24 protein-coding genes and 1 tRNA gene are annotated in these 23956 nt (G+C 67.9%); 9 read left to right on the top strand and 16 right to left on the bottom strand.

Annotated features, from left to right (window positions below):
- Positions 1-81 precede the first annotated feature (81 nt).
- From PARHAE_RS21730 to trpE, 4 genes are all read left to right on the top strand, one after another.
- Positions 82-729: a hypothetical protein gene (locus PARHAE_RS21730; RefSeq protein ID WP_241232830.1), complete on the top strand. Its 648-nt coding sequence runs from the start codon at positions 82-84 to the stop codon at positions 727-729.
- On the top strand, positions 722-1906 hold the full coding sequence (locus tag PARHAE_RS14615; protein WP_277600682.1) for an aminotransferase: 1185 nt from the start codon (positions 722-724) through the stop codon (positions 1904-1906). Before PARHAE_RS21730 ends, PARHAE_RS14615 begins: the two co-directional genes overlap by 8 nt.
- A gap of 66 nt (positions 1907-1972) precedes the next feature.
- On the top strand, positions 1973-3826 hold the full coding sequence (locus PARHAE_RS14610) for a peptidylprolyl isomerase (RefSeq protein WP_241232829.1): 1854 nt from the start codon (positions 1973-1975) through the stop codon (positions 3824-3826).
- Positions 3826-5328 (top strand): anthranilate synthase component I, encoded by a 1503-nt coding sequence (gene trpE / locus PARHAE_RS14605; RefSeq protein ID WP_126155316.1) that lies wholly within the window; start codon positions 3826-3828, stop codon positions 5326-5328. Before PARHAE_RS14610 ends, trpE begins: the two co-directional genes overlap by 1 nt.
- A 59-nt stretch (positions 5329-5387) precedes the next feature.
- Here the strand turns inward: trpE and PARHAE_RS14600 are convergent, their stop codons facing one another.
- From PARHAE_RS14600 to fabI, 4 genes are all read right to left on the bottom strand, one after another.
- Positions 5388-6191, bottom strand: coding sequence for a PRC-barrel domain-containing protein (locus PARHAE_RS14600; protein ID WP_206436969.1), 804 nt, complete (start codon positions 6189-6191; stop codon positions 5388-5390).
- Positions 6192-6302: 111 nt separating this feature from the next.
- Positions 6303-6803 carry a xanthine phosphoribosyltransferase gene (gene gpt / locus PARHAE_RS14595; protein ID WP_126155315.1) on the bottom strand — a complete coding sequence of 167 codons (501 nt, stop codon included), beginning with the start codon at positions 6801-6803 and terminating at the stop codon, positions 6303-6305.
- Between the two features lie 11 nt (positions 6804-6814).
- On the bottom strand, positions 6815-7426 hold the full coding sequence (locus tag PARHAE_RS14590; protein WP_241232828.1) for a LysE family translocator: 612 nt from the start codon (positions 7424-7426) through the stop codon (positions 6815-6817).
- A 10-nt stretch (positions 7427-7436) separates the two neighbouring features.
- The gene (gene fabI / locus PARHAE_RS14585) at positions 7437-8264 is read right to left on the bottom strand and encodes an enoyl-ACP reductase FabI (protein WP_126155314.1); all 828 of its coding nucleotides are present in this window, start codon (positions 8262-8264) and stop codon (positions 7437-7439) included.
- 80 nt (positions 8265-8344) lie between these two features.
- On the opposite strand from fabI, the gene pdxH reads away from it, so the two are divergent.
- From pdxH to PARHAE_RS14565, 4 genes are all read left to right on the top strand, one after another.
- Positions 8345-8959, top strand: a complete 615-nt coding sequence (gene pdxH, locus PARHAE_RS14580) for a pyridoxamine 5'-phosphate oxidase (RefSeq protein WP_126155313.1) — start codon at positions 8345-8347, stop codon at positions 8957-8959.
- Between the two features lie 154 nt (positions 8960-9113).
- A complete protein-coding gene (locus PARHAE_RS14575; RefSeq protein ID WP_126155312.1) occupies positions 9114-9719 on the top strand; it encodes a cold-shock protein in 606 nt (201 codons plus the stop codon).
- On the top strand, positions 9706-10206 hold the full coding sequence (locus PARHAE_RS14570) for a DUF192 domain-containing protein (RefSeq protein WP_126155311.1): 501 nt from the start codon (positions 9706-9708) through the stop codon (positions 10204-10206). Before PARHAE_RS14575 ends, PARHAE_RS14570 begins: the two co-directional genes overlap by 14 nt.
- 40 nt (positions 10207-10246) lie before the next feature.
- Positions 10247-10323: transfer RNA gene (locus PARHAE_RS14565), tRNA-Pro, on the top strand.
- A gap of 29 nt (positions 10324-10352) precedes the next feature.
- Here PARHAE_RS14565 and preA read toward each other — a convergent pair.
- The 5 genes from preA to PARHAE_RS14540 all read right to left on the bottom strand — a co-directional run bounded on the left by preA (position 10353) and on the right by PARHAE_RS14540 (position 15420).
- Positions 10353-11651 carry an NAD-dependent dihydropyrimidine dehydrogenase subunit PreA gene (gene preA / locus PARHAE_RS14560; RefSeq protein WP_126155310.1) on the bottom strand — a complete coding sequence of 433 codons (1299 nt, stop codon included), beginning with the start codon at positions 11649-11651 and terminating at the stop codon, positions 10353-10355.
- 11 nt (positions 11652-11662) lie between these two features.
- A complete protein-coding gene (locus PARHAE_RS14555; RefSeq protein ID WP_126155309.1) occupies positions 11663-13018 on the bottom strand; it encodes an NAD(P)-dependent oxidoreductase in 1356 nt (451 codons plus the stop codon).
- A 98-nt stretch (positions 13019-13116) separates the two neighbouring features.
- Entirely contained in the window at positions 13117-14415 is a 1299-nt protein-coding gene (locus PARHAE_RS14550) for a sensor histidine kinase (RefSeq protein WP_126155308.1), read from the bottom strand.
- Entirely contained in the window at positions 14412-15074 is a 663-nt protein-coding gene (locus tag PARHAE_RS14545; RefSeq protein WP_126155307.1) for a response regulator transcription factor, read from the bottom strand. Before PARHAE_RS14545 ends, PARHAE_RS14550 begins: the two co-directional genes overlap by 4 nt.
- A 10-nt stretch (positions 15075-15084) precedes the next feature.
- Complete coding sequence (locus PARHAE_RS14540; protein WP_126155306.1) at positions 15085-15420, bottom strand: PepSY domain-containing protein; 336 nt, start codon at positions 15418-15420, stop codon at positions 15085-15087.
- A gap of 129 nt (positions 15421-15549) precedes the next feature.
- Between PARHAE_RS14540 and PARHAE_RS14535 the strand changes: the two genes are divergently transcribed.
- Complete coding sequence (locus PARHAE_RS14535; RefSeq protein WP_126155305.1) at positions 15550-16542, top strand: hypothetical protein; 993 nt, start codon at positions 15550-15552, stop codon at positions 16540-16542.
- 44 nt (positions 16543-16586) lie between these two features.
- On the opposite strand, the gene PARHAE_RS14530 is transcribed toward PARHAE_RS14535, so the two are convergent.
- The 7 genes from PARHAE_RS14530 to PARHAE_RS14500 all read right to left on the bottom strand — a co-directional run bounded on the left by PARHAE_RS14530 (position 16587) and on the right by PARHAE_RS14500 (position 23763).
- Positions 16587-17189, bottom strand: a complete 603-nt coding sequence (locus PARHAE_RS14530) for a YitT family protein (protein WP_126155304.1) — start codon at positions 17187-17189, stop codon at positions 16587-16589.
- An 87-nt stretch (positions 17190-17276) separates the two neighbouring features.
- On the bottom strand, positions 17277-18257 hold the full coding sequence (locus PARHAE_RS14525) for an ABC transporter substrate-binding protein (protein ID WP_126155303.1): 981 nt from the start codon (positions 18255-18257) through the stop codon (positions 17277-17279).
- A 22-nt stretch (positions 18258-18279) separates the two neighbouring features.
- Complete coding sequence (locus PARHAE_RS14520) at positions 18280-19083, bottom strand: ABC transporter permease (protein ID WP_420899412.1); 804 nt, start codon at positions 19081-19083, stop codon at positions 18280-18282.
- A 35-nt stretch (positions 19084-19118) separates the two neighbouring features.
- Positions 19119-19982: an ABC transporter permease gene (locus PARHAE_RS14515; protein WP_126155301.1), complete on the bottom strand. Its 864-nt coding sequence runs from the start codon at positions 19980-19982 to the stop codon at positions 19119-19121.
- A 219-nt stretch (positions 19983-20201) separates the two neighbouring features.
- Positions 20202-20975, bottom strand: a complete 774-nt coding sequence (locus PARHAE_RS14510; RefSeq protein WP_126155300.1) for an ABC transporter ATP-binding protein — start codon at positions 20973-20975, stop codon at positions 20202-20204.
- A gap of 1 nt (position 20976) precedes the next feature.
- Positions 20977-22428, bottom strand: coding sequence for a dihydropyrimidinase (hydA, locus tag PARHAE_RS14505; RefSeq protein WP_126155299.1), 1452 nt, complete (start codon positions 22426-22428; stop codon positions 20977-20979).
- 69 nt (positions 22429-22497) lie between these two features.
- Entirely contained in the window at positions 22498-23763 is a 1266-nt protein-coding gene (locus PARHAE_RS14500; RefSeq protein ID WP_126155298.1) for a Zn-dependent hydrolase, read from the bottom strand.
- Between the last annotated feature and the right edge of the window lie 193 nt (positions 23764-23956).

Genomic DNA, 23956 nt, shown 5'->3' with positions numbered 1-23956 from the left:
GGTTTCCCCGCCTGAACGGGTCCGCTATAGATGGTCCAAAGCGCGCCGGGGGGTCAAGACCGGCGGGACAAGAAGGGGCATATGGCACGCGGTTTCTGGACAGGTTTGTTGCATGGCGGCGCGGTCAGCGTCGCCGCCGTGGCCGCGCTGTCGCTGGCCGCGCCTCTGCCGGTTCCTACGCCTGACGCCGTGCCGCAGGATGAACCCGCCACGGCGGCGGAACCCGCGCCAGCGGCCGGTCCCGAACCGGCCCCCGCCGCCGTGGAACCGCAGCCCGCCGATGCGCCGGTTGCGGAGTCGGTTGGCCTGCCGGTCGGGTCGGAATTCGGGCGGGGCGGCGATCTGGCGCCCAGCCTGCCCGCGCCGCTGGCCCAGGACCGCCCCAGCCAGGCCGAGGCGCCTGCCGTCGTGGCGCCGACCTCGGAACCCGCGCCGGTGGCGGTGACGGTCGCCGATCCGCGCCCGCAGCCTGCCGGCGAACGGGACGGGCCGGTGCAGACCGCGCCCGCTGAGGGCGAGGATGCGCCGCAGGTGGACCGCCCCGCCGTGATGGCCCAGCCCGCCGCGCCAGCCGCCCCGGATCGGGCGGTGGCGGATGCGCCGGACGCCGCGCCCGCGATGCCCGTCGATCTTCCGGCCGCACATCCCGCGCCGGGCCTGCGGGCCCCGGCGCTCGACCTGTCGCTGCCGCCCGACCTGTCCGACCTGCAAGGCCTGTCGCGTGACTGATGCCGCCCCGCTGAACCCGGCTTTGGCCGCGACCTTCGCGCCCCCGGTGATGGAGGCGCGGCGCTGGCTGGCGGGCGCGACCTTTCCGCCCGACCGCCCGCTGATCAATGTCAGCCAGGCCGCCCCCGTCGATCCGCCGCCCTTGGCGCTGCGTCAGGCCATGGCCGATGCCGCGCTGAATCGGCCCGAGGCGCATCTCTATGGTCCGGTCCTGGGCAATCCCGACCTGCGCGCGGCGGTCGCGGCGGATTTTTCCCGCAGCTATGGCGGCGCGGTGGACCCCGCGCAGGTGGCGATCACGCAAGGCTGCAACCAGGCCTTTTGTGCGGCCATCGCCACGCTGGCGCAGGCGGGGGATCAGGTGATCCTGCCGACGCCCTGGTATTTCAACCACAAGATGTGGCTGGACATGCAGGGCATCGCCGCGCTGCCCTTGGCCTGCGGCGGCGACCTGCTGCCCGATCCCGAACGGGCGGCGGAGATGATCGGGCCGCGCTGTCGGGCCATCGTGCTGGTGACGCCGAACAACCCCTCGGGCGCGGAATATCCCGCCGAACTGGTGGCGCGGTTCTTCGATCTGGCCCGGCGGCACGGGCTGGCGCTGATCCTGGACGAGACCTATCGCGATTTCGACAGCCGCGGCGGGCTGCCGCACGACCTGCTGACGCGGCCCGGCTGGGACCGGACAGTGATCCAGCTTTACAGCTTTTCTAAGGCCTATCGCCTGACGGGACATCGGGTCGGCGCGCTGATCACAGCGCCCGGCCGGATGGCGCAGGTCGAGAAATTCCTGGACACGGTGGCGATCTCGACCTCGCAACTGGGCCAGATCGGTGCGCTGTGGGGGATGAAGCATCTGCGCGACTGGCTGGCCGGCGAGCGGGCCGAGATCCTGGCGCGGCGGGATGCGACCGTCGCGGCGATCCGCGCGCTGCCGGGCTGGCGGGTCAAAAGCGCCGGGGCCTATTTCGCCTGGGTGGAACATCCGCTGGCCGAATCCTCGGCCGATCTGGCGCGACGCATGGTGGCCGATATCGGCGTTCTGGCTCTGCCGGGCACGATGTTCGTGCCGCCAGACGATCCCGCCGGGCCACGCCATCTGCGTATCGCCTTTGCCAATATCGGCGCGGACGGCATCGCCACCCTGGCTGAACGGCTGCGGGGCCTGTCCGGCTGACAGGCTTGTCGCGGACCCCCGCGCGCCCTAAAGAAACCCGACACGATCACGAAGGAAGGCCGGGCCATGAAAAACCTGCGGACACACGGGAAGTCCACCATCGTCTGGGTGCTGATGGGCCTGATGGTTCTGGGCCTGGGCGGTTTCGGCGTGACCAGCTTTTCCGGCGGATCGACGGCCATCGGGTCGGTCGGGGACACGACCATCACCGCCGACGACTATGCCCGCGCGCTGCGTCAGCAGATGAACGCCTATCAGCAGCAGACCGGCCAGCCGCTGTCCATGGCCCAGGCCCAGGCCATGGGCCTGCCCCAGGCGGTGCAGTCCCAGTTGATCACCGCCGCTGCGCTTGAGGAACAGGCCCGCAAGATCGGCGTGTCGGTGGGCGACGAAAAGGTCCGCCAGACCATCCTGGAGGCCCCTGCCTTCCGCGGTCCCACCGGCAGCTTCGACCGCGCCGGCTATGCCGAAATCCTGCGCCGCGAGAACCTGTCCGAGGCCGAATTCGAACGCGAGGTCCGCACGGACGAGGCGCGGCTGCTGATCCAGCGGGCCGTGGCGGGCGGCGTCGATGCCCCCCCGGCCGCCGTGGACACCACCGCGAAATGGATCCTGGAACGCCGGGACGTGGCGTGGCGCGAACTGACCGCCGACCTGCTGCCCGCCCCCATCACCGAGCCGGACGAGGCGACGTTGAAAGCCTGGCACAGCGCCAATGCCGACCGCTTCACCGCGCCTGAGATGCGCAAGATCACCTATGTCTGGCTGACGCCCGAGATGCTGGCCCCGACCGTGCAGCTGGACGAGGCCGCGCTGCGCGCCGCCTATGACGCGAATATCGACGAATACCAGAAACCCGAACGCCGCCTGGTCAGCCGCCTGGTGTTCCCCTCGGCCCAGGATGCCGAGGCCGCCAAGGCCCAGATCGACGCCGGCACCGCCCCTTTCGAGGCCTTCGTGCTGCAACGCGGCCTGCAACCCGAGGACGCCGAACTGGGCGAGGTGTCCCAGGCCGACCTGGGCGCGGCGGGCGAGGCGGTCTTTGCCCCCGATCAGCCGGGCGTCGTCGGGCCGATCCAGACCGACCTTGGCCCGGCGCTGTTCGCCGTCCACGCCATTCTCGAGCCGGTGAGCATCCCCTTCGAGGACGCGCAGCAGGATCTGCGCGCCGAGGCTGCGGTGGACCGGGCCGCCCGCACCATCGAGGACCGGACCGCCGAATACGAGGATCTGCTGGCGGGCGGCGCCTCGCTGGAGCAGGTGGCCAAGGAGACCGAGCTTGAGTTGGGCACGATCGACTGGTCGGCCGGCGCCGCGCCCGAGGAAGGCAGCATCGCGGGCTATCAGGCGTTCCGCGACCGTGCGGCCCAGATCTCGGAAGCCGATTTCCCCGAACTGGCCAGCCTGGACGATGGCGGCGTCTTCGCCCTGCGGCTGGACCAGGTGGTTCCGCCCACCCTGCGCCCCTTCGAGGAGGTCCGCGCCGAGGTCGAGGCCGACTGGCGCCAGGCGGAAACCCATCGCCAGCTTCTGGCCCTGGCCGAGGAGCAGCGCCTGTCCCCCGCTGCGCCCGAAGGCCAGCCCGCGCCGGAATGGACCGCTGCCCCCGACATCACCCGCGACGGCTGGATCGAGGGGATCCCGGCCGAGGCCGTGGCGCGCGCCTTCGCCATCGCCGAGCCCGGCGACATCGAGATCGTGGATGCCGAGAACCGCGTGATCCTGCTGCGTCTTGACGCCATCGACGAGGCCGACCTGACGGGCGAGGACGCGCAGCGCATCACCGATGCCGTCAGCAGCCGCCTGAGCCAGTCGCTGCAAGCCGACATCTTCGATTACTATGCCCGCGCGGTGCAGCGCGAGGCGGGGATCAAGCTGGACCAGTCCGCGATCAACGCCATCAACGCGCAGGTCCAGTGATGGAACTGACCCCCGATTTCGCCGCCTTCGAATCGGCGTGGAAGGCCGGGCAGAACCAGCTTGTCACCGTCCGGCTGGCGGCTGATCTGGACACGCCCGTCAGCCTGATGCTGAAGCTGACGGATGCCGCGCCGATGTCCTTCATGCTGGAATCGGTCACCGGAGGCGAAGTCCGGGGCCGCTATCAGATCATCGGCATGAAGCCCGACCTGATCTGGGATTGCCGCGACGGCCGCGCGCGGATCAACCGGCAGGCGCGGTTCTCGGACGACTTCGTGGCCGATGACCGACCGGCCCTGGACAGCCTGCGCGCCCTGATCGCCGAAAGCCGGATCGAGCGGATGCCCGACGGCATCCCTCCGATGGCGGCGGGGCTGTTCGGATACCTGGGCTATGACATGATCCGGCTGGTCGAACGCCTGCCCGACGTGAACCCCGATCCGCTGGACCTGCCCGACGCGATGCTGATGCGGCCCTCGGTCGTGGCGGTCCTGGACGGCGTGAAAGGCGAGGTGACGCTGTGCGCCCCGGCCTGGCACGACGGATCCGACAACGCCCGCGCCGCCTATGCCCAGGCCGCCGAACGGGTCATGGACGCGCTGCGGTCGCTGGACCGCCAGCCGACCGAACCCCGCGCGCTTGGCCACGACGCCCGAATCGGAGAGCCGGTGTCGAACTTTTCCAAGGCGGATTATCTGGCGGCGGTGGAAAAGGCCAAGGATTACATCCGGGCCGGGGATATCTTCCAGGTCGTGCCGTCGCAGCGCTGGCGGATGGAGTTCCCGCTGCCGCCCTTTGCGCTGTATCGCAGTCTGCGCCGCACCAACCCGTCGCCCTTCATGTTCTTCCTGAACCTGGGCGGTTTCCAGATCGTCGGCGCGTCGCCGGAAATCCTGGTGCGGCTGCGCGACGGCGAGGTGACGATCCGCCCCATCGCAGGCACCCGCCCGCGCGGCGCGGACGAGGCGCAGGACCGCGCGCTCGAGGCCGACCTGTTGAGCGACCAGAAGGAACTGGCCGAACACCTGATGCTGCTGGATCTGGGCCGCAACGACGTGGGCCGCGTGGCCCGGCCCGGCACGGTCAGGCCGACCGAGCAGTTCGTGATCGAACGCTACAGCCACGTCATGCACATCGTCAGCAACGTGGTGGGAGAGTTGCGCGAGGGCGAGGATGCGCTGTCCGCGCTGCTGGCGGGACTGCCTGCGGGCACCGTGTCGGGCGCGCCGAAGGTCCGCGCGATGCAGATCATCGACGAACTGGAACCCGAAAAGCGCGGCGTCTATGGCGGCGCGGTCGGCTATTTCGCCGCCAATGGCGAGATGGACATGTGCATCGCGCTGCGCACCGGCGTGCTGAAGGACGGTGCGCTGTATATCCAGGCGGGCGGCGGGGTGGTCTATGACAGCGACCCGGAATCCGAATTCCTGGAAACGGTGAACAAGAGCCGCGCCCTGCAACGCGCGGCCGAGGGCGCTGCGCGCTTCGTTCGCGGAAACTGAAACGGTCCCCGGCATGGCGGGGACCGTGCATATCGTGGTCCAGCGGAAGAGACGCCGGATCAGTTGGCCGGGGCGGGTGCTGTGCCGTCGGCAGCAGGTTCTGCGGGCGGGGTCGCGGGCGTCTCGACCGTATCCGCCGGGGCCGGGGCGCCGGTCGCGGCCGGATCGGACGTCATTGCGGGATCGGTGACGGCGGGATCCGTGGTCATGGTCCTGGCCGAATCAGGGGTTGCGGCGGGATCCGTCGCCATCGTGCCTGCGGGGGGAACCGCAGCGGGATCCGTCGTGGCGCCTGGAGCGGCCATGGCGTCGGGCGCGGCTTCCTGTTCACGGAAGACGTATTCCGGCGCGGCTTCGGCCTCTTCCTTGGTCAGGTCGCTGGTGATCTCTTGCGCGTCATAATTGATCGTCAACTGATCCCACGGCACCGCGATCTGCTTTTCGCCAATGCCCAGGAAGCCCCCGACGCCGATCACGGCGGCTTTCACGGTGCCCGCGTCGCCATCCACGATCACGTCGTTGATGTCGCCGATGGCCGTGCCGTCGGGTGCGTTCACGGTCGCATCGGTGATCCAGTCGATGCGCAATTCGTTGGCGGCCTGCTGCTGTTCGACCTTGCCGCTGGCGGCGACCGCGGCCGCGTCGGCGGCATCAGCGGCGGCTTCGGCATTGTCTGCCGCGGGAACCTCGGCCGCCGGTGCGGTGTCGGCGCCCATGGTCGTGGTGTCCGTGGTCATCGTATCCGTCGTGGCGGCATCGGTCGCGGGATCGGCGGGGGCAGGCGTCGTCGCGGTGTCCTGTGCAAGGGCCTGGCCCATCATGAAAGGCAGGGCGAGGGCAGTGCTGAGCATCAACTTGCGCATGTCTTTTCCTCCTGAATATGGCGCATGACGTGCATGGCGCGATTGAGGAGACAATGCCCGATCACCCTGCTGGTTCCGAAGGCAGTTCCGAAAAACCGCCCTGGGCGGGCTTCAGTCCTCGCCGCGATAGGGCTGGACGTATTGCAGCGCCATGTCCCAGGGAAAGAAGATCCAGGTGTCCTGGCTGACCTCGGTCACATAGGTCTGGACCATCGGCTTGCCCTTCGGCTTGGCATAGACGGTGCCGAAATGCGCCTTGGGATACATGGCCCGGATCAGTTCCAGGGTGCGGCCGGAATCGACCAGATCGTCGATGACCAGGATGCCGTCGCCGTCGCCCATCAGGGCGGGGTCGGGGGTGTTCAGAACCTCAAGCTGGCCCTGGCCCGCCTCGGCCGCGACGCCCTTGTAGGACCGGATGGAAATCGTGTCGATCACCCGGATGTCCAGCTCGCGCGCGACGATCATCGCCGGCACCAGCCCGCCGCGCGTGACGGCCACCACCGCGCGCCAGTCGGTGCCGTCCAGCCTCCAGGCCAGGGCGCGGGCATCGCGGTGCAGTTGGTCCCAGCTGACGTGGAAACCCTTTTCATGGGGCAGGCGGTCGATCATGGCGGCTCCTTTCAATGACGCAGGATCAGCGACAGGCCCAGCAGCCCCAGGGCCAGCCCGGCGATGCGGTCGATCCAGAATTTCGCCGCATAATACCTGCGCCGCAGCCAAGGCAAGGCCATCAGCGACGCAAGCGCGGTATAAAATGCCAGTTCCACCGAAACCGCCGTCGCATAGATCGCCAGCTTGTCGCCCGCCGACAGCAGCGCCGGAAAGATCGACAGCAGCACCGCCGAATAGAACAGCGCGGGCTTGGGGTTCGACAGGTTCAGCATCATTCCGCCCAGAAACCCCATGCCCCGGCTGCTTTCCGCAGGGTCGGGCAAGGGGTCGGGGGCGTGGCGCCACATCTTGAAGGCGATCCAGAGCAGATAGGCCCCGCCCAGGATCTTCAGCGCGACATAGGTCCAGGGCAGGGCGCGAAACACCACCGTCAGGCCCAGCAGCGCGAAGATGCACCAGACCGACGCCCCAAGCGCCAGCCCCCAGCCGTAAGGCAGCGCGCGCCTGCGCCCCAGGGCGAAGGCCGCCTGGCTGACCGCGATGACGCCGGGGCCGGGCGACAGGATCGCCACGCCCAGGGTTCCCACGAACAGGGCAAGCTGGTCGGGGGTGATCGCCATTCCGGTCCGGTCAGTCCTTCTTGACGGTCGAGATGTCGGGCGCGTCCACCGCCTTCATCCCCACCACATGATAGCCCGCGTCGACATGGTGGGTTTCCCCCGTCACGCCCGCGCCTAGAGGGGACAGCAGGTACAGCGCGGAATTGCCCACGTCCTCGGTCGTGACGTTGCGGCGCAGCGGAGAGTTCAGTTCGTTCCACTTCATGATATAGCGGAAATCGCCGATGCCGCTGGCGGCCAAGGTCTTGATCGGCCCGGCGCTGATCGCGTTGACGCGGATGCCGTCCTTGCCCAGATCCTCGGCCAGGTAACGGACGCTGGCTTCCAGCGCGGCCTTGGCGACGCCCATCACGTTGTAATGCGGCATCACCCGTTCCGCGCCGTAATAGGTCAGCGTCAGCAGGCTGCCGCCGTCGGGCATCATGGCCGACGCATGGCGCGCGACCGCCGTGAAGGAATAGACGGAAATGTCCATCGTCATCAGGAAATTGTCGCGGGTCGTGTCGGCATAGCGGCCGCGAAGCTGGTCCTTGTCGGAAAAGCCGATGGCATGGACCACGAAATCCAGGCTGCCCCAGTCCTGACGCAGCGTCGTGAACAGCGCGTCGATGGACGCCTCGTCGCTGACATCGCAGGGCAGGACCAGGGTCGAACCCAGTTGCGCCGCCAGCGGATCGACGCGTTTCTTCAGCGCATCGCCCTGATAGGAAAAGGCAAGCTCGGCCCCCGCATCGGCCACGGCGCGGGCAATCCCCCAGGCGATGGACTTGTCATTCGCCAAACCCATGATCAGGCCGCGCTTTCCAGCCATCAGCCCTTGCTTCTGCTCGCTTGACATGTGCTGCCTCTCGCGCTTTCAACCCTATGTGAAAGGTGCTTAGGCCAAAGGGTTGCAAGCATCAAGCGCAAGGAACCATCATGGCTGACAGGGACGGACTATTCGCGGGCGACGACCCGTTCGACATCGCCAGGCGCTGGCTGGCCGAGGCGCAGGCGACCGAGCCGAACGACCCAAACGCCATCGCGCTGGCGACGGTGGACGCCGAGGGGATGCCCGACGTGCGCATGGTGCTGCTGAAGGACATCGAGGGGCAGGGGACGGATGGCGGCTTCGTCTTCTATACGAATTACGACAGCGCCAAGGGCCGGCAGATCGCGGCCACCGGCAAGGCCGCTTTCGTGATGCACTGGAAATCCCTGCGCCGCCAGATCCGGGTGCGCGGCCATGTGACCCACGTCGAGGGCGAACAGGCCGATGCCTATTACAACAGCCGCGCGCTGCAAAGCCGGATCGGGGCCTGGGCGTCGCGCCAGTCGCAGCCTTTGGAAAGCCGCGCCGCGCTGATGGCCGAAGCCGCCCGGCAGGGCCTGCGTCACGGCACCCGCCCGTCCCGGCCGCCCTTCTGGGGCGGCTTCAGGATCGCCCCCGCGCAGATCGAGTTCTGGGCTGATGGCGCTTTCCGGTTGCATGACCGGTTCCGCTGGGACAAAGAGGATTCGGGGGCCTGGTTTGTCAGGCGGCTTTCACCCTAGGGCTTGACGAAAAGGTCTTGGTGGCTGACCATGGTGGATGGGCGCGATACTTGCGCCTTATCTGCCGTGAACGTCGCCGCTTTGACGTTACAGGAATTGAACGGTATATTGGTTGAATTCGAGGCAGGATAAGACGCGCTGAGCGCATGGTGGAATGATGACGGATGAGAAGGGACTGAAGCTTGTGTCGGGGCTGGTCAAGTGGTTTGACCCGTCCAAGGGCTATGGCTTCATCCTGAACGAGGAAGGCGGCGCGGATATCCTGCTGCACGCCAACGTTCTCAGGAATTTCGGACGCAGTTCGGTCGCCGACCAGTCGCGAGTCACGGTCTGGATGCAGCCCACGCAGCGCGGGCTTCAAGCGACAGAGGTGGTGTCGATCGAACCGCCGATTTCGGACGGGACAGCGCCCATCGCGGATCTGGACAACGGCGTCATCGAGCATCTTGAGGCGCTGCCGCTGCGTCCGGCCCGCGTGAAGTGGTTCGACAAGGCCAAGGGCTTCGGCTTTGCCAATATCTTCGGCCATCCCGACGACGTGTTCCTGCATGTCGAAGTCTTGCGCCATTCCGGTTTCGCCGATCTTGCCATCGGCGAGGCGATCGGGATCCGGGTCGTGGAAGGCCCGCGCGGGCTGATGGCGGCGCAGGTGACCAGCTGGGACAGGGGCACCGAACAGGGCGCAAGCTCTCTGGCCGATGAAAACCTGGGCGACCAGGTGCAGGACATCAAGGATTTCATGGCGCATGTCGCCGAATAGGGCCGCGCTTGCGGCCCTTGTGCTGTCGGCGGCCTTTGCGGCGCCCGTGGCCGCGGAAATTGCTTGCGCCCCGGATCGGGCGGTCTTCCAGACCGACAGCGGCCCTGTCGCCTTTCAGGTGGAACTGGCTGATGACGAGGCAGAGCGCGCCCAGGGTCTGATGTTCCGCAGGGCGCTGCCGCAGGGCACGGGGATGCTGTTCATCTATGACACGCCGCGCCCGGTCAGCTTCTGGATGCGCAACACCTATATCCCGCTGGATCTGCTGTTCCTGGACGAACGGGGCGTGATCCGCCACATCCACCGCAACGCCCGGCCCCTGGACGAGACGCCGATTCCCGGCGCGGCCCCCGGCGATCCCGCCCCCTCTCGGCAGATGATCCTGGAAATCGGCGGGGGCGAGGCCGCGCGCCTGGGCCTGGCGGTCGGACAGGCCATGGCCCATCCCCGGCTGCATCAGGATTTGGCGGAACTGCCCTGCCGCTAGGTCTTTTCCCGGCCGATGCGATAGGCTAAGCGTAAGTCGTCGGGGCGTAGCGCAGCCTGGTAGCGCGACGGTTTTGGGTACCGTAGGCCGGAAGTTCGAATCTTCTCGCCCCGACCACTGCTTACCCGTTACTCAAGACTTCCGTTTTACTCTGCCGCCTTCGCCATCGGGTTGTTCGCATGGGTCGTCCAGTTGGCATAGGGCTGGACCGGGCGGCCGGTGCGCAGGTCGATTTCTCCCAGGGCCAGTTCGCGCATGTCGATGCAGTTTTCGACCGGGCATACGTCGAGGCAGAGGTTGCAGGCGACGCATTCCTCCTCGATCACCTCGAAGACGCGGCCGGGCTTCATGGCAATGGCCTGGTGGCTGGTGTCCTCGCAGGCGGCGAAGCAGCGGCCGCATTTGATGCAGAGATCCTGGTCGATGCGGGCCTTGGTGACATAGTTCAGGTTCAGCTGGTTCCAGTCGGTGACGTTCGGAACCGCCCGGCCGATCAGATCCGACATCGCCATGTCGTGGCTGTCCAGATAGTCGCGCAGTCCCGAGATCATTTCCTGCACGACCTTGAAGCCATAGGTCATCGCCGCCGTGCAGACCTGCACCGTGCCCGCGCCAAGCGCCATGAATTCCGCCGCGTCGCGCCAGGTCGTCACGCCGCCGATGCCGCTGATCGGCAGGCCATGGGTGGCAGGGTTGCGCGCGATTTCCGCCACCATGTTCAGGGCGATGGGCTTGACGGCGGGGCCGCAATAGCCGCCATGCGCCCCCTTGCCGTCGATGGTGGGCTGCGGTGCGAACAGGTCCAGATCGACGCTGGTGATGGAATTGATCGTGTTGATCAGGCTGACCGCATCTGCGCCGCCGCGCCTTGCCGCCTCGGCGGGTTTGCGCACGTCGGTGATGTTGGGCGTCAGCTTCACGATGCAGGGCATCCGGCTGTATTGCTTGACCCACCGCGTCACCATCTCGATGTATTCCGGCACCTGGCCCACGGCGCTGCCCATGCCGCGTTCGGACATGCCGTGCGGGCAGCCGAAGTTCAGCTCCACGCCGTCGGCGCCGGTATCCTCGATCCGGGCCAGGATGTCGCGCCAGCTTTCCTCGTCGCAGGGGACCATCAGCGAAATCACCAGGGCGCGGTCGGGATAGTCGCGCTTGACCTGCTTGATCTCGCGCAGGTTCACCTCCAGCGGGCGGTCGGTGATCAGCTCGATATTGTTGATGCCCAGGACGCGGCGGTCGGGGCCGTGGATCACGCCATAGCGGGGGCCGTTCACGTTGACGACGGGCGGGCCTTCGCTGCCCAGGGTCTTCCAGACGACGCCGCCCCAGCCGGCCTGGAAGGCACGTCGGACGTTGTATTCCTTGTCGGTGGGCGGCGCCGAGGCCAGCCAGAACGGGTTGGGGGACTTGATCCCGATGAAATTCGAACGCAGGTCGGCCATGATGATGCTCCTCAGCCGGGGATCTCGACCGGGCGGCCGGTCAGGTGGGCGTCGATATCCTCGGCCGCGTCGCGGCCTTGGGCGACGGCGGTGACGGTCAGGTCGTCGCCTCCCGCCGCGCAGTCGCCGCCCGCCCAGACGCCGGGGATGCTGGTGCGGCCGGGTCCGGCCACGCCGATCTTGCCGCCGTTCAGCGCCAGTTCCTGGGGCACGCCGTCAAGCCGCTGGCCGATAGCGCGGAACAGCTGGTCGGCCTTCAGGCGGAAGCGGTCGTCAGACAGGTGCAGCCCGCCGTCGGGATCGACGGCGGTATAGGCGAACTCGACCTCGACAACGGCGCCGTTGCCGTGAACCTTGACGGGCGCCGCGTTGCAGATGATGCGGACGCCGGTGCGGGTCGCATGATCCTGTTCGTGGCGGCTGGCGCCCATCTGCGACCGATCGCGGCGATAGACGATGGTGACGTTTTCCGCCCCCAGCAGTTTCGCCTGCACGGCGGCATCCACCGCCGTCATGCCGCCGCCGATCACCACCACGTCGCGGCCCACCGGCAGGGCGGTCAGGTCGGATGCCTGGCGCAGATCGCGGATGAAGGACACCGCGTCCAGCACGTTGCGGCGTTCCTCGCCCTCGGCCCGCAGGGCGTTGACGCCGCCCAGGCCCATGCCCAGGAACACCGCGTCGAAATCCGCCCGCAGCGCCTCCAGCGTGATGTCGCGGCCAAGCTGGCCTTGGCGCAGGGTGATCCCACCGATGCCCAGGATCCAGTCCACCTCGGCCTGGGCGAAGCCGTCCACCGCCTTGTAGCTGGCGATGCCGTATTCGTTCAGCCCGCCGGGCTTGGGCCGCGCCTCGAAGATGGTCACGTCATGGCCCTTGGCGGCCAGCCGATGCGCGCAGGCCAGACCCGCAGGCCCGGCGCCGACCACCGCGACGCGCTTGCCGGTGGGGGCGGCGCGGCGGAAGGGATGGCCCGGCTGCGCCATCAGCCCATCCGTGGCGTATCGTTGCAGGGCGCCGATCTCGACCGGATCGCCTTCGGCCTCCATGCGGACGCAGGCGCCTTCGCACAGATTCTCGGTCGGGCAGACGCGGGCGCACATGCCGCCCAGGATATTGGCGTGAAAGATCGTCATCGCCGCCGCGTCAGGCGTGCCGGTGGCGATCTGGCGGATGAACAGCGGAATGTCGATGCTGGTGGGGCAGGCCGTCACGCAGGGCGCGTCGTGGCAGAAGTAACAGCGGTCGGCGGCGACGCGGGCCTCGTGATCATCCAGCGGAGGGGCGACATCGACGAAATTCGCCGCCAGTTCATGGGGTGTCAGGCGGCCGGGAACGACGCCCGGCGCCAATCTTGCTTGGGACATTTGCGTCTCCTGGCTCACCTGTTGGCAGGAATCAGGCTGGCACAGGTCCGTTTTTTTATCAAATGGTAAAACCTGGGGCGCGGCGGCCTGCGGGTTTTTCAGGCAGGCAGGTCCAGAACCGCCGCCAGCCCGCCCAGGGACGACCGCTCCAGCCGCAGGCTGCCGCCGTGCAGCGCCGCCAGATCCGCGACGATGGCAAGCCCCAGGCCCGATCCCGAGGCGCCGTGTTCGTCCAGCCGCCCGCCCCGGATCAGCGCGCGCGGCGCGTCGGTATCCGCCATGCCTGGGCCGTCGTCCTGGATCCTGACGGTCAGGCGGTCGGCCTGGGTCACGGTGATCGACAGGCGCGTCCGGCCCCATTTGACGGCGTTGTCGCACAGGTTGCCGATCATCTCCTCCAGATCCTGACGTTCTCCGGCGAAGGCGGCCTGGGGGGCGCAGTCGATGTCGGCGGTGATGCCCTTGTCGCGCATGGGCCATCGCAAGACCATCAGGATGTCGTCGATCACCGGGCGCACCGGGGTCCGCTGGCCCAGCACGCGCGGCCCCGCCGACCGGGCGCGGCGCAGGTGCCAGCCGATCAGCCGGTCCATGCGGGCGATCAGCGCCTGGCCCCGGTGATCGCCCGGCAGTTCGTTGGCCAGCGCCGCAAGCGGGGTCTTGAGCGAATGGGCCAGGTTTCCCAGATGCTGCCGCGACCGGGCCAGCAGGTCGGCATTCTGGTCAAGCGCGGCGTTGATTTCCACGGTCAGAGGGCGCAGTTCGCTGACATCCGGCAGGGCCAGCCGGTCCTTGCCGCCCGCGCGCACCTGGGCAAGGTCGCGGCGCAGCCGGTCCAGACTGGCCAGGCCCGCGGTCACCTGCACGACGCTGGCCACCGCCACGACGATGCCCAGGACGGCAAGCGCGATCCCCAGCGGGCGGCTGATCTGGTGCAGGCTGTCGTCGATCTGCGCGCGCGGCGCGGTGACGGTCACGGCCACCGGCGTGTCGCTGTCGGGCAGCGTCACCTGGCGGCGCAGCACCCGCAGGGCCGCGCCATCGGCGCCCATCCCCGCCCCGCCCACGATGTTCCCGGACGGACCGCGCAGCAGGCCGTCCAGCAGCGAACCGGACCGCGCCACGACCGCATCGCCCGATTCGACCTGCCAGTACCAGCCGCTGAAGGGCAGGTCGAAGCGCGGATCGGCGGGGGGGTCGTCCAGCTCGATCCGGCCGTCGTCGCCGATCTCGACCGAGGCGATCAGCCCGTCCGCCGCCGCCGCCAGTTCCGCGTCGAAGCGGTCGGTGACGAAATCTTCGAGCAGCGAGGAGATGAACAGGAACGCCGCCAGCAGCGCCGCGCCCAGCCAGACGGCGGCCAGCAGCAGAAGCCGCCCCCGGATCGACCGCATCATCCGGCGGCCCGCAGCAGATACCCCTCGCCCCGGCGGGTCTCGATCACGCCGTCGCCGACCTTGCGGCGCAGGCGGCCGATCACGACCTCGATCGACTTGAAGTCGCGGTCGGCCTCGGCGTCATAGAGGTGGTCGGACAGTTCGGTGCGGGACACGACGCGGTTCTGGTGGTGGATCAGATAGGCCAGGATCCGCTGTTCGAATGCCGTCAGCTTCAGCGCGATGCCGTCGCGGGTGATGACGCCCAGTTGACTGTCGAGCGCCAGCGGACCGGCATTGATCACCGGGCGGGCATGGCCCGCGGCGCGACGGATCAGGGTCTGGCAGCGCAGCACGACCTCGTCCAGCCGGAAGGGCTTGACGGCATAGTCGTCGGCCCCGGCGCGGAACCCGGCCACCTTGTCGGTCCAGTCGCCGCGCGCGGTCAGGATCAGCACCGGCATGGCGATGCCGTCGTTGCGCCAGCGGGTCAGCACCTCGATCCCCGGCAGTCCGGGCAGGCCCAGATCCAGGATCGCCACGTCATAGGATTCCGTCGCTCCCAGATATTCGCCCTGCGCGCCGTCCGCCGCGCAATCGGTGACGAAGCCCGCATCCGCCATGGCGGCGGCAAGCTGGGCGGACAGAACCGGGTCATCTTCCACGATCAGGGCGCGCATCGCCGGTCCTTCACTGTTGCGCCGCTTGGCGCGCGGCAAGCTGGCCCCGCCCCGACACGGACAGAAATCGTCCGGTGCGCGCGTCGATGCGGATGTCCAGCAGGTTCTGCTGCGGCGTGACCAGCCTGAACTGATAGACCAGTTCCGCGCCCAGGTCGCGTTCGGCGGGATGGGGCGCCCGCGTGTCGGCCGCCAGCAGCCGCCCGGCATAGCGTTCCGAAACCGAGGCCGCGACCTGATGCAGGGGCAGGGGCCGGAACTGGTCGATCACCTGGGGCGCGACATCCTGGGCCTGCGCGGGGGCGCAGGCCAGAAGGATCAGGGCAAGGGTGCGGATCAGCGTCATGCTGCCAGAATAACCCAAGAAACCGAAATGGAAACCAAACGGGCCATTGGCGATTCGTTCGGTGACGGGTTGATAGAAGGTGATTCGTCAGGGGCGGCTTGGCCCCGCAGAAGTTGGAAAGGAAACGATATGGCTCTCCGCACATTCACCACCTCGGCCGCGATGCTGGCGCTGATCGCCGGGATCGGCACGGGCGCTTTGGCGCAGACCGCCCCTGCTGCGGGCGACCTGCCCGCGCCGCTGTCGCAACTGAACCTGCGCAATCTCGACATCGAGACCAAGCGCGACGGCATGCGCGAGGTCGAGGGGCGCACCGCCGATGGCATCGATATCGAAGCCAGGATCGACATGGCCGGGAACCTGGTCGAAGTCGAGGCCGACGACGGCATCCTGCCGCAATCGCTGGTCGACGCCCTGGTGCCCGCCGATCTGCGCGGCCATCAGGTCATGGGCCTGTTCGGATCCGTCACCGAGGTCAAGCAGCGTCCCGATCATGTCGAGATCAAGGGCCGCCAGTCCACCGGGACCGAGATCGAGGCCAAGTTCGACCGCCAGAACACCCTGGTCGGGATCGAGGTCGATGATGCGGCGATCCCCGCCGATCTGGTCGGCACGCTGCTGCCCCAAGCGGTGCGCGACAACGAGGTGATCGGCCAGTTCGACCGGATCGAGGAGATCGTCAACCGCGACGGCCGCGTGATGGTCAAGGGCGAGGATGCGGGCGGCCGGGACATGCGCGCCGAATTCGACGCGGACGGCCGCGTGCTGCGCTTTGGCCGCGAGGATGGCCGGCGCGGCGATCGCGGCGCCGAGCGGCGCCATGCCGATCACGGCCCAGGCCATGACCGTGGTCCCGGCCACGACGACCGCGGCCCGCGCCCCGGCCCCGATCGCATGGGCGACGGCCCGCATGGCGACGGACCGCGAGGGCCTGCCCCGGTCCCGGCCGATTTCGATTCGGTCGCGGTCAACCAGCGGCTGACCCAGGCAGGATACAGCGGCTTCGGTTTCCTGCGCGCCGAAGGTCCGCGCCTGCTGCTGGAGGCGACCAATCCGCAGGGCGAGGCAGTGACGCTGGAACTGGACCGGCAGGGCGAGGTGGTGCGGGAAACCGCGCGCTGATCGCGCCGCGACACGGACGGGGGGGCGGGAAGCCGCCCCCTGCTTCATGCGATATAGCGGTCCTTGCGGTGGTTCACCGCGATGGTCAGGTTCAGGACGACGGCGCCCAGAAAGCTCCACCCCACGGTGACGGGATCGCGCAGGGTCAGGGCCACCAGGAACAGCGCCGCGTCGAAGATCATCTGCACCCAGCCCGCCCGAAAGCCTGTGGCGTCCTGGATATACAGTCCGACGATGCCGATGCCGCCCAGCGACGACCCGTGGCGGAACAGCGCGATCAGGCCCACGCCGGTCAGGCAGCCGACCAGCAGCGCGCCCACGGCGGGGTGAGTGTCGCCGAAATGCAGATAGCGCGGCAGGATCACCGCCAGCACCGACAGGATCGCCACGGCGGCAAAGCTTTTCGCGACGAAGACCGGGCCGAAGCGGCGCCAGCCCAGCCAATAGAAGGGCAGGTTAATGATGAAGAACACCGGCCCGAAGGCCCAGCCGGTCGCGTAGCTGATCAGGATCGCCAGACCCGCCGTCTGCCCGGTGACAAAGCCCAGATGCGTCAGCAGCACCACGCTGACGGCGGCCATGAAGCTGCCGAAGGCGATGCCCTGGGCGTCGTCGATCAGGCTGTGTCCGGGGGGCGGCAGGCTCATGCCAGGTGCTATGCCGTGCCGCCCTGCCGCTGGCAAGAAAGAAGGGGGGCGCCGCCCCCCTTTCGGGTATTTGGACAAAGAAGAAGCCTAGTCGAAGGCGCGGTCGGTGATGATGTGGTTGAACGCGCCCTCGGGGGCTTTCGAGATCACGGGGTCCGAGCCTTCGGCCATCAGCGTGTCCACGGTGCGCTGATAATCGGCCTCGTCCAGAACGCCGGTGCTGCCTGCGGTCAGCTTGCCGATCTCTTGCACCATGCGGACCTGATGATCCAGCGTCTGGGCGCCGGTCTCGTCGTTGTCCAGGACGATCTGGGCGGCTTCTTCCGGGTGTTCCTCGGCGTATTTCCAGCCCTTCATGCTGGCGCGCACGAATTTCACCAGGTCGGTGACCTTGGCCTTGTCTTCCAGCGTGCTTTCCAGGACATAAAGGCCGTCCTCCAACGTGGCGACGCCCTGGTCCTCGTATTTGAAGGTCACCAGATCCTCGGGCGCGATGCCCGCGTCCAGCACCTGCCCGTATTCGTTATAGGTCATGGTGCTGATGCAGGCCGCCTGCTTTTGCAGCAACGGATCGACGTTGAAGCCCTGTTTCAGGACCGTCACCCCGTCCGGCCCGCCTTCGGTGGACAGGCCGAGCTGGCTCATCCAGGACAGGAACGGATATTCGTTGCCCGAAAACCAGACGCCCAGGGTCTTGCCCTTGAAATCGGTCTTGGGATCGGTGATGCCGCTTTCCTTCAGGCAGGTCAGCATCATCCCCGAGGACTTGAAGGGCTGGGCGATATTGACCAGCGGCAGGCCCTTTTCGCGGGCGGCCAGGGCTGCGGGCATCCATTCGACGATCACGTCCGCCCCGCCCCCGGCCAGCACCTGCGTCGGCGCGATGTCAGGGCCGCCCGGCAGGATCGTCACGTCTAGGCCCTCCTCCTCATAGAACCCCTTGTCCTTGGCGACGTAATAGCCCGCGAACTGGCCCTGCGTGACCCATTTCAATTGCAGGGTCAGGTCCTGCGCCTGGGCCGCGCCGCCTGCCGCGATCAGCGCGGCGCCCAGCATCCATGTCTTCATCTTCCCTCTCCTGTCTGGGGCGTCAGCCCCGCTGATGGCGCTGCGACGGGTGCCAGAACGTCACCTTCTTTTCGATCAGCGCGACGATGCCATAGAACAGCGATCCCGCGATCGCCGCCACAAGGATTTCCGCCCAGACCAGCGGCAGATCCAGCCGCCCCACGGCGGTCGAGATGCGAAAGCCCATGCCGCGCGTCGGGCTGCCGAAGAATTCCGCGACGATGGCGCCGATCAGGGCCAGGGTGGTGGTGATCTTCAACCCGTTGAACAGGAAGGGCATGGCGGCGGGCAGGCGCAGCCTCCACAGGCTGGCGGCATAGGGCGCCGCCCAGGTCGCCATCAGGTCGCGCTGCATGGGTTCGGTGGCGGCCAGGCCCGCGACCATGTTCACCAGGATCGGGAAGAACACCATGACCACGACCACGGCGGCCTTGGATTGCCAGTCGAAGCCGAACCACATCACCAGGATCGGCGCGATGCCGACGATGGGCAGGGCCGCCACGAAATTGCCGATGGGCAGCAGTCCGCGTTGCAGAAAGGGACTGCGGTCGATGGCGATGGCCGTGGCGATGGCGGCAAGCGCCCCGATCAGCCAGCCGGTCAGCGCGCCCTTGAGGATGGTCTGAACGAAATCAGTCCAAAGGATTGCTGTATTCTGCATGAAGCTGGCGCCGATCTGGCTGGGCGCGGGCAGGATCACCGGCGGGATCGCATAGATCCGCACTGCCATCTCCCACAGGATCAGCACCGTGGCGCCGAAGATCAGGGCCACGGCCAGCCGGGTCGCGCGGGAGCCGAAGCGGGCCAGCCAGGTGTTCAGCGCCATGGCGCCCAGCCAGACGGCGATGATCGGCAGCGCGGTCATCGCGCCAACCCCATGCGGCGCAGCGTCAGCCGTTCTGCCGCGCCGATCAGCGCGACAAGCGCGGCGGCCAGGATGGCGGCGGCGAACAGCGCCGACCAGATCTGCACCGTCTGCCCGTAATAGCTGCCCGACAGCAGCCGCGCGCCAAGACCGGCGGTGGCGCCCGCCGGCAGTTCGCCCACGATGGTGCCGACCAATGCGGCAGCAATGGCGACCTTGAGGCTGGCGAACAGGTAGGGCAGCGAACTGGGCAGCCGCAGCCGCCAGAACACCTGCGCGCGAGAGGCGCTCCAGCTGCGCATCAGGTCAAGCTGCATCCCGTCGGGGGTGCGCAGGCCTTTGACCATGCCGACCAGCACCGGAAAGAAGGACAGCCAGGCCGCGATGATCGCCTTGGGCAGCAGCCCGGTCACGCCTGCGCTGGCGAAGACCACGATCACCATGGGCGCGATGGCCAGGATCGGCACCGTCTGGCTGGCCACCGCCCAGGGCATCACCGACTGGTCCATGGCGCGGTTGTGGACGATCCCCACGGCGAGAAGGATCCCCGCCGCGGTGCCGATGGCGAAGCCCGCCAGCGTCGCCGACAGCGTGATCCAGCCATGCCAGACCAGGCTGCGCTTCGAGGTGATCTTCTGGCCCGCGATCCCGTCCCACAGCCCCGCCGCGACCTGATGCGGCGCGGGCAGGACCGGGCGGTCCAGGGTCAGCGTCTGGCGGACCAGATCGCCGGTGGTCAGGACGGTTTCGGCGCGGGCCGCCTGGTCGCGGACCCAGGGGGCGTTCATCCAGACGGCGGCCCCATACCAGATCGCGACGATGGCCAAAAGCACGGTCAGGATGGGCAGCAAGCGGTTCATCGCCGGGCCAACCTCCACACCCATCCCGACAAGCCGAAACCGCCGAATGCGATGGGAAGAAACGTCGTCGCCACGGTGCGGGCATCGCTGCATTGATTGCCTTCCGGGCAGACATGCTGCATGTCCCCAAGCGCGGCCAATCCAATCCCGAGAGGAAAAAGCGAAAGTATTGCGGAAAGCGCTGCGACCCATCCAGATCTGCGTCGCAGGTGCCTTGCCTCAGTCATAGCCATGCCCCTCGCGCAGCCCCTCGCGGACCTGATGGGCCAGGGCGATGAACTCGGGTGTGTCGCGGATCTCCAGCGGGCGGTCGCGGGGCAGGGGGCTGTCGATCACCCGCGTGATCCGCCCCGGACGTGGCGACATCACGACGATCCGGGTGGACAGATACACCGCCTCGGGGATCGAGTGGGTGACGAAGCCGATGGTCTTGCCGGTCTTCTTCCACAGGTCCAGCAATGCCTCGTTCAGGCGGTCGCGGACGATTTCGTCAAGCGCGCCGAAGGGTTCGTCCATCAGCAGGATGTCGGCGTCGAAGGCGAGCGCGCGCGCGATGGAGGCGCGCTGCTGCATCCCCCCCGACAGCTGCCAGGGATACTTGCCGCCGAAGCCGGCCAGATCCACCAGATCCAGCACCCGCCGGGTCCGCTGCGCGCGGTCGGCGCGGCCGAAGCCCATGATCTCCAGCGGCAGGCTGATGTTCCCGGCAATCGTCCGCCAGGGATAAAGCCCCGGCGCCTGGAAGACATAGCCATAGGCCCGCCTGCGCCGCGCCTGGTCCGGCGTCATTCCCGCGACCTCCAGCGTTCCCGCCGTGGGGGTTTCCAGCGCGGCGATGGCCCGCAGGAAGGTGGTCTTGCCGCAGCCCGATGGTCCGATGAAACTGACGAAATCGCCCTGGTCGATGGTCAGGCTCACGTCCTTCAGCGCATGGACCGGGCCGTCGGCGGTCTGAAAGGTCAGGGAAACGTCGCGGGCCTGGATGGCGGTCAAGTCACACCCCGCTTGCCGGAATGCCCGACCGTTCCACCGGACGCGGGGCGGTCAGTTCCTTCCAGGCCGACAGCGCCCGGTTCACGGTGCCGCGCGATTCCCGAGCGACGAATTCCCCGTGGCCCTCTCGCGAATCCAGCGTGCCGCCGTCCACCGCGACATGCCCGCGCGTCAGGACGTGGCGCGGCAGGCCCTTCACGCGCTGGCCTTCGAAAACGTTGTAGTCGATGGCCGATTGCTGGCTGCTCGCGGTGATGGTCTTCTCGGCTTCAGGATCCCAGATCACCAGATCGGCATCGCTGCCCACCAGAACCGCGCCCTTCCGCGGATACATCCCCAGGATCTTGGCGATGTTGGTCGAGGTGACGGCCACGAATTCATTGGGCGTCAGCCGCCCGGTCGCCACGCCATGGGTCCACAGCATCGGCATCCGATCCTCAAGCCCCCCGGTGCCGTTGGGGATCCTGGTGAAATCGCCGATGCCGGTGCGCTTCTGCGCCGTGGTGAAGGCGCAATGATCCGTCGCCACCACCGACAGCGACCCTGATTGCAACCCCGCCCACAGACTGTCCTGATGTATCTTGTTGCGGAAGGGGGGCGACATGACGCGCCGCGCCGCATGATCCCAGTCGGCATTGAAATACTCGCTCTCGTCCAGCGTCAGGTGCTGGATCAGCGGCTCTCCCCAGACGCGCTTGCCTGCCGCGCGGGCGCGGCGGATCGCCTCGTGGCTGTCCTCGCAGGACACATGCACCACATACAGCGGCACCCCCGCAATGTCGGCCACCATGATGGCGCGGTTGGTGGCCTCGCCCTCGACCTGCGGAGGACGAGAGAAGGCGTGCGCCTCGGGTCCGGTATTGCCCTCGGCCAGCAGCCGCGCGGACAGTTCGGCCACCACGTCGCCGTTCTCGGCATGGACCATCGCGATTCCGCCCAGATCGCCCACCCGGCGGAAGCTGGCGAACAACTCGTCGTCGTTCACCATCAGCGCGCCCTTGTAGGCCATGAAATGCTTGAAGCTGGTGATACCGCGATCGACGACCGCCTGCATCTCGTCAAAGACCTGCTCGCCCCACCAGGTCACCGCCATGTGGAAGCTGTAGTCGCAATGCGCCCGGCCCGACTTGTTGTCCCACATCTGCAGCGCGTCCAGCAGCCCCTGACCGGGCGAGGGCAAGGCGAAATCCACCACCATCGTCGTGCCGCCCGCCAGCGCCGCGCGGGTGCCGCTGTCGAAATCATCGGCGGAATAGGTGCCCATGAAGGGCATCTCCAGATGCGTATGCGGGTCGATCCCGCCCGGCATGACCAGGCAGCCCGACGCATCCAGCACCCGATCACCTGTCAGCCCCTGTCCGATCGCGGCGATCTTGCCGTCCTTCACCAGCACGTCCGCCTTGTAGCTCAGGTCGGCGGTGACGACCGTTCCGCCCCGAATAACCGTCCCCATCGCCGTCCCTTTCATCTTCGTCCAAATATCCCGCGGGGGTCCGGGGGCGCGAAGCCCCCGGCTTCGATCTCAGCGCGCCACCTCTGCCGCGTCCAGGACCGCGTGCAGCAGCACATCCGCGCCTGCCTTGGCCCATTCCGGGCTGATCTCCTCGGCCTCGTTGTGCGACAGCCCGTCCACACAGGGGCACATGATCATCACCGTCGGTGCGACCCGGTTGATCCAGCAGGCGTCGTGCCCCGCCCCCGAAACGATGTCGCGGTGGCTGTAACCCAGCCGCTCCGCCGCCGCCCGCACCAGCCTGACCAGACCCGGATCGAATTCCACCGGATCGAAATGCCCGACCGGCTCGATCTCGATCCCCAGGCCCAGTTCATGGGCAATATCAGCAGCCTCGGCCTCGATCCTCGACCGCATCGAGGTCAGCTTGCCCAGGTCGGGCGATCGGATGTCGATGGTGAAGACCGCGCGGCCGGGGATCACGTTGCGGCTGTTAGGCCAGACATTCGCCTGGCCCACCGCCCCCACGGCGTCGGGCTGATGATCCATGGCGATGCGATGCACCGCCTCGATGATCCGCGCCATGCCAAGGCCCGCATTCACCCGCATGGACATCGGGGTCGATCCGGTATGCGCGTCCTTGCCGGTCAGCGTGACCTGCAACCACCATAGCCCCTGACCATGGGTGACGACGCCGATCTGCTTGCCCTCGGCCTCCAGGATCGGGCCTTGCTCGATATGGTATTCGAACATCGCATGGATCCTGCGGTCGCCGGGAACCTCCTTGCCGCGCCAGCCGATCCGGTCCAACTCGTCGCCAAAGCGCCTGCCCTCGGCATCCTCGCGGCTGTTGGCGTAATCCTCGTCATGGACGCCCGCAAAGACGCCCGAGGCCAGCATGGCGGGGGCAAAGCGCGTGCCCTCCTCATTCGTCCAGTTCACCACGACGATGGGCCGGCGGGTCACGATGCCCATGTCGCGGATCGAACGGATCGCCTCCAGACCGGCCAGCACGCCCAGAACGCCGTCGAATTTGCCGCCCGTCGGCTGGGTATCCAGGTGGCTGCCGATATAGACGGGATCCAGATCGGGCTCGGCCCCCTCGTGGCGCATGAACATGTTGCCCATCCGGTCCAGGCCCATGGTCATGCCCGCATCCTCGCACCAGCGGCGGAACAGGGCGCGGCCCTCGGCATCGGCGTCGGTCAGGGTCTGGCGGTTGTTGCCGCCCGCCACGCCCGGCCCGACCCGGGCCATCTGCATCAGGCTGTCCCACAAGCGTTGGCCGTCGACCTTCATGTTGGCAGCCGGAACCAGCCCGCTGGCGTCGGTCATCTGTCGTCCTTCCTGTCTGGCCGCCCCGTTCTGTCGCGGGACCGGCTTGATGGGGCGTGGGCGCCGACGCGCCCCTTCGGCCCTTCCTTTGTTGACCAAATGGTCAGGATCACGCTAGCACGGGGCAGGGTTCAGTCAAGCGTCCCGAAAGGCGCAACCCCGGCTGCTGCCCAAAAATGCATCAGCGGTGAAA

Source organism: Paracoccus haematequi (assembly GCF_900631945.1).
Taxonomy (GTDB): Bacteria; Pseudomonadota; Alphaproteobacteria; order Rhodobacterales; family Rhodobacteraceae; genus Paracoccus; species Paracoccus haematequi_A.
This window is presented reverse-complemented; position numbering and strand designations above follow the sequence as displayed.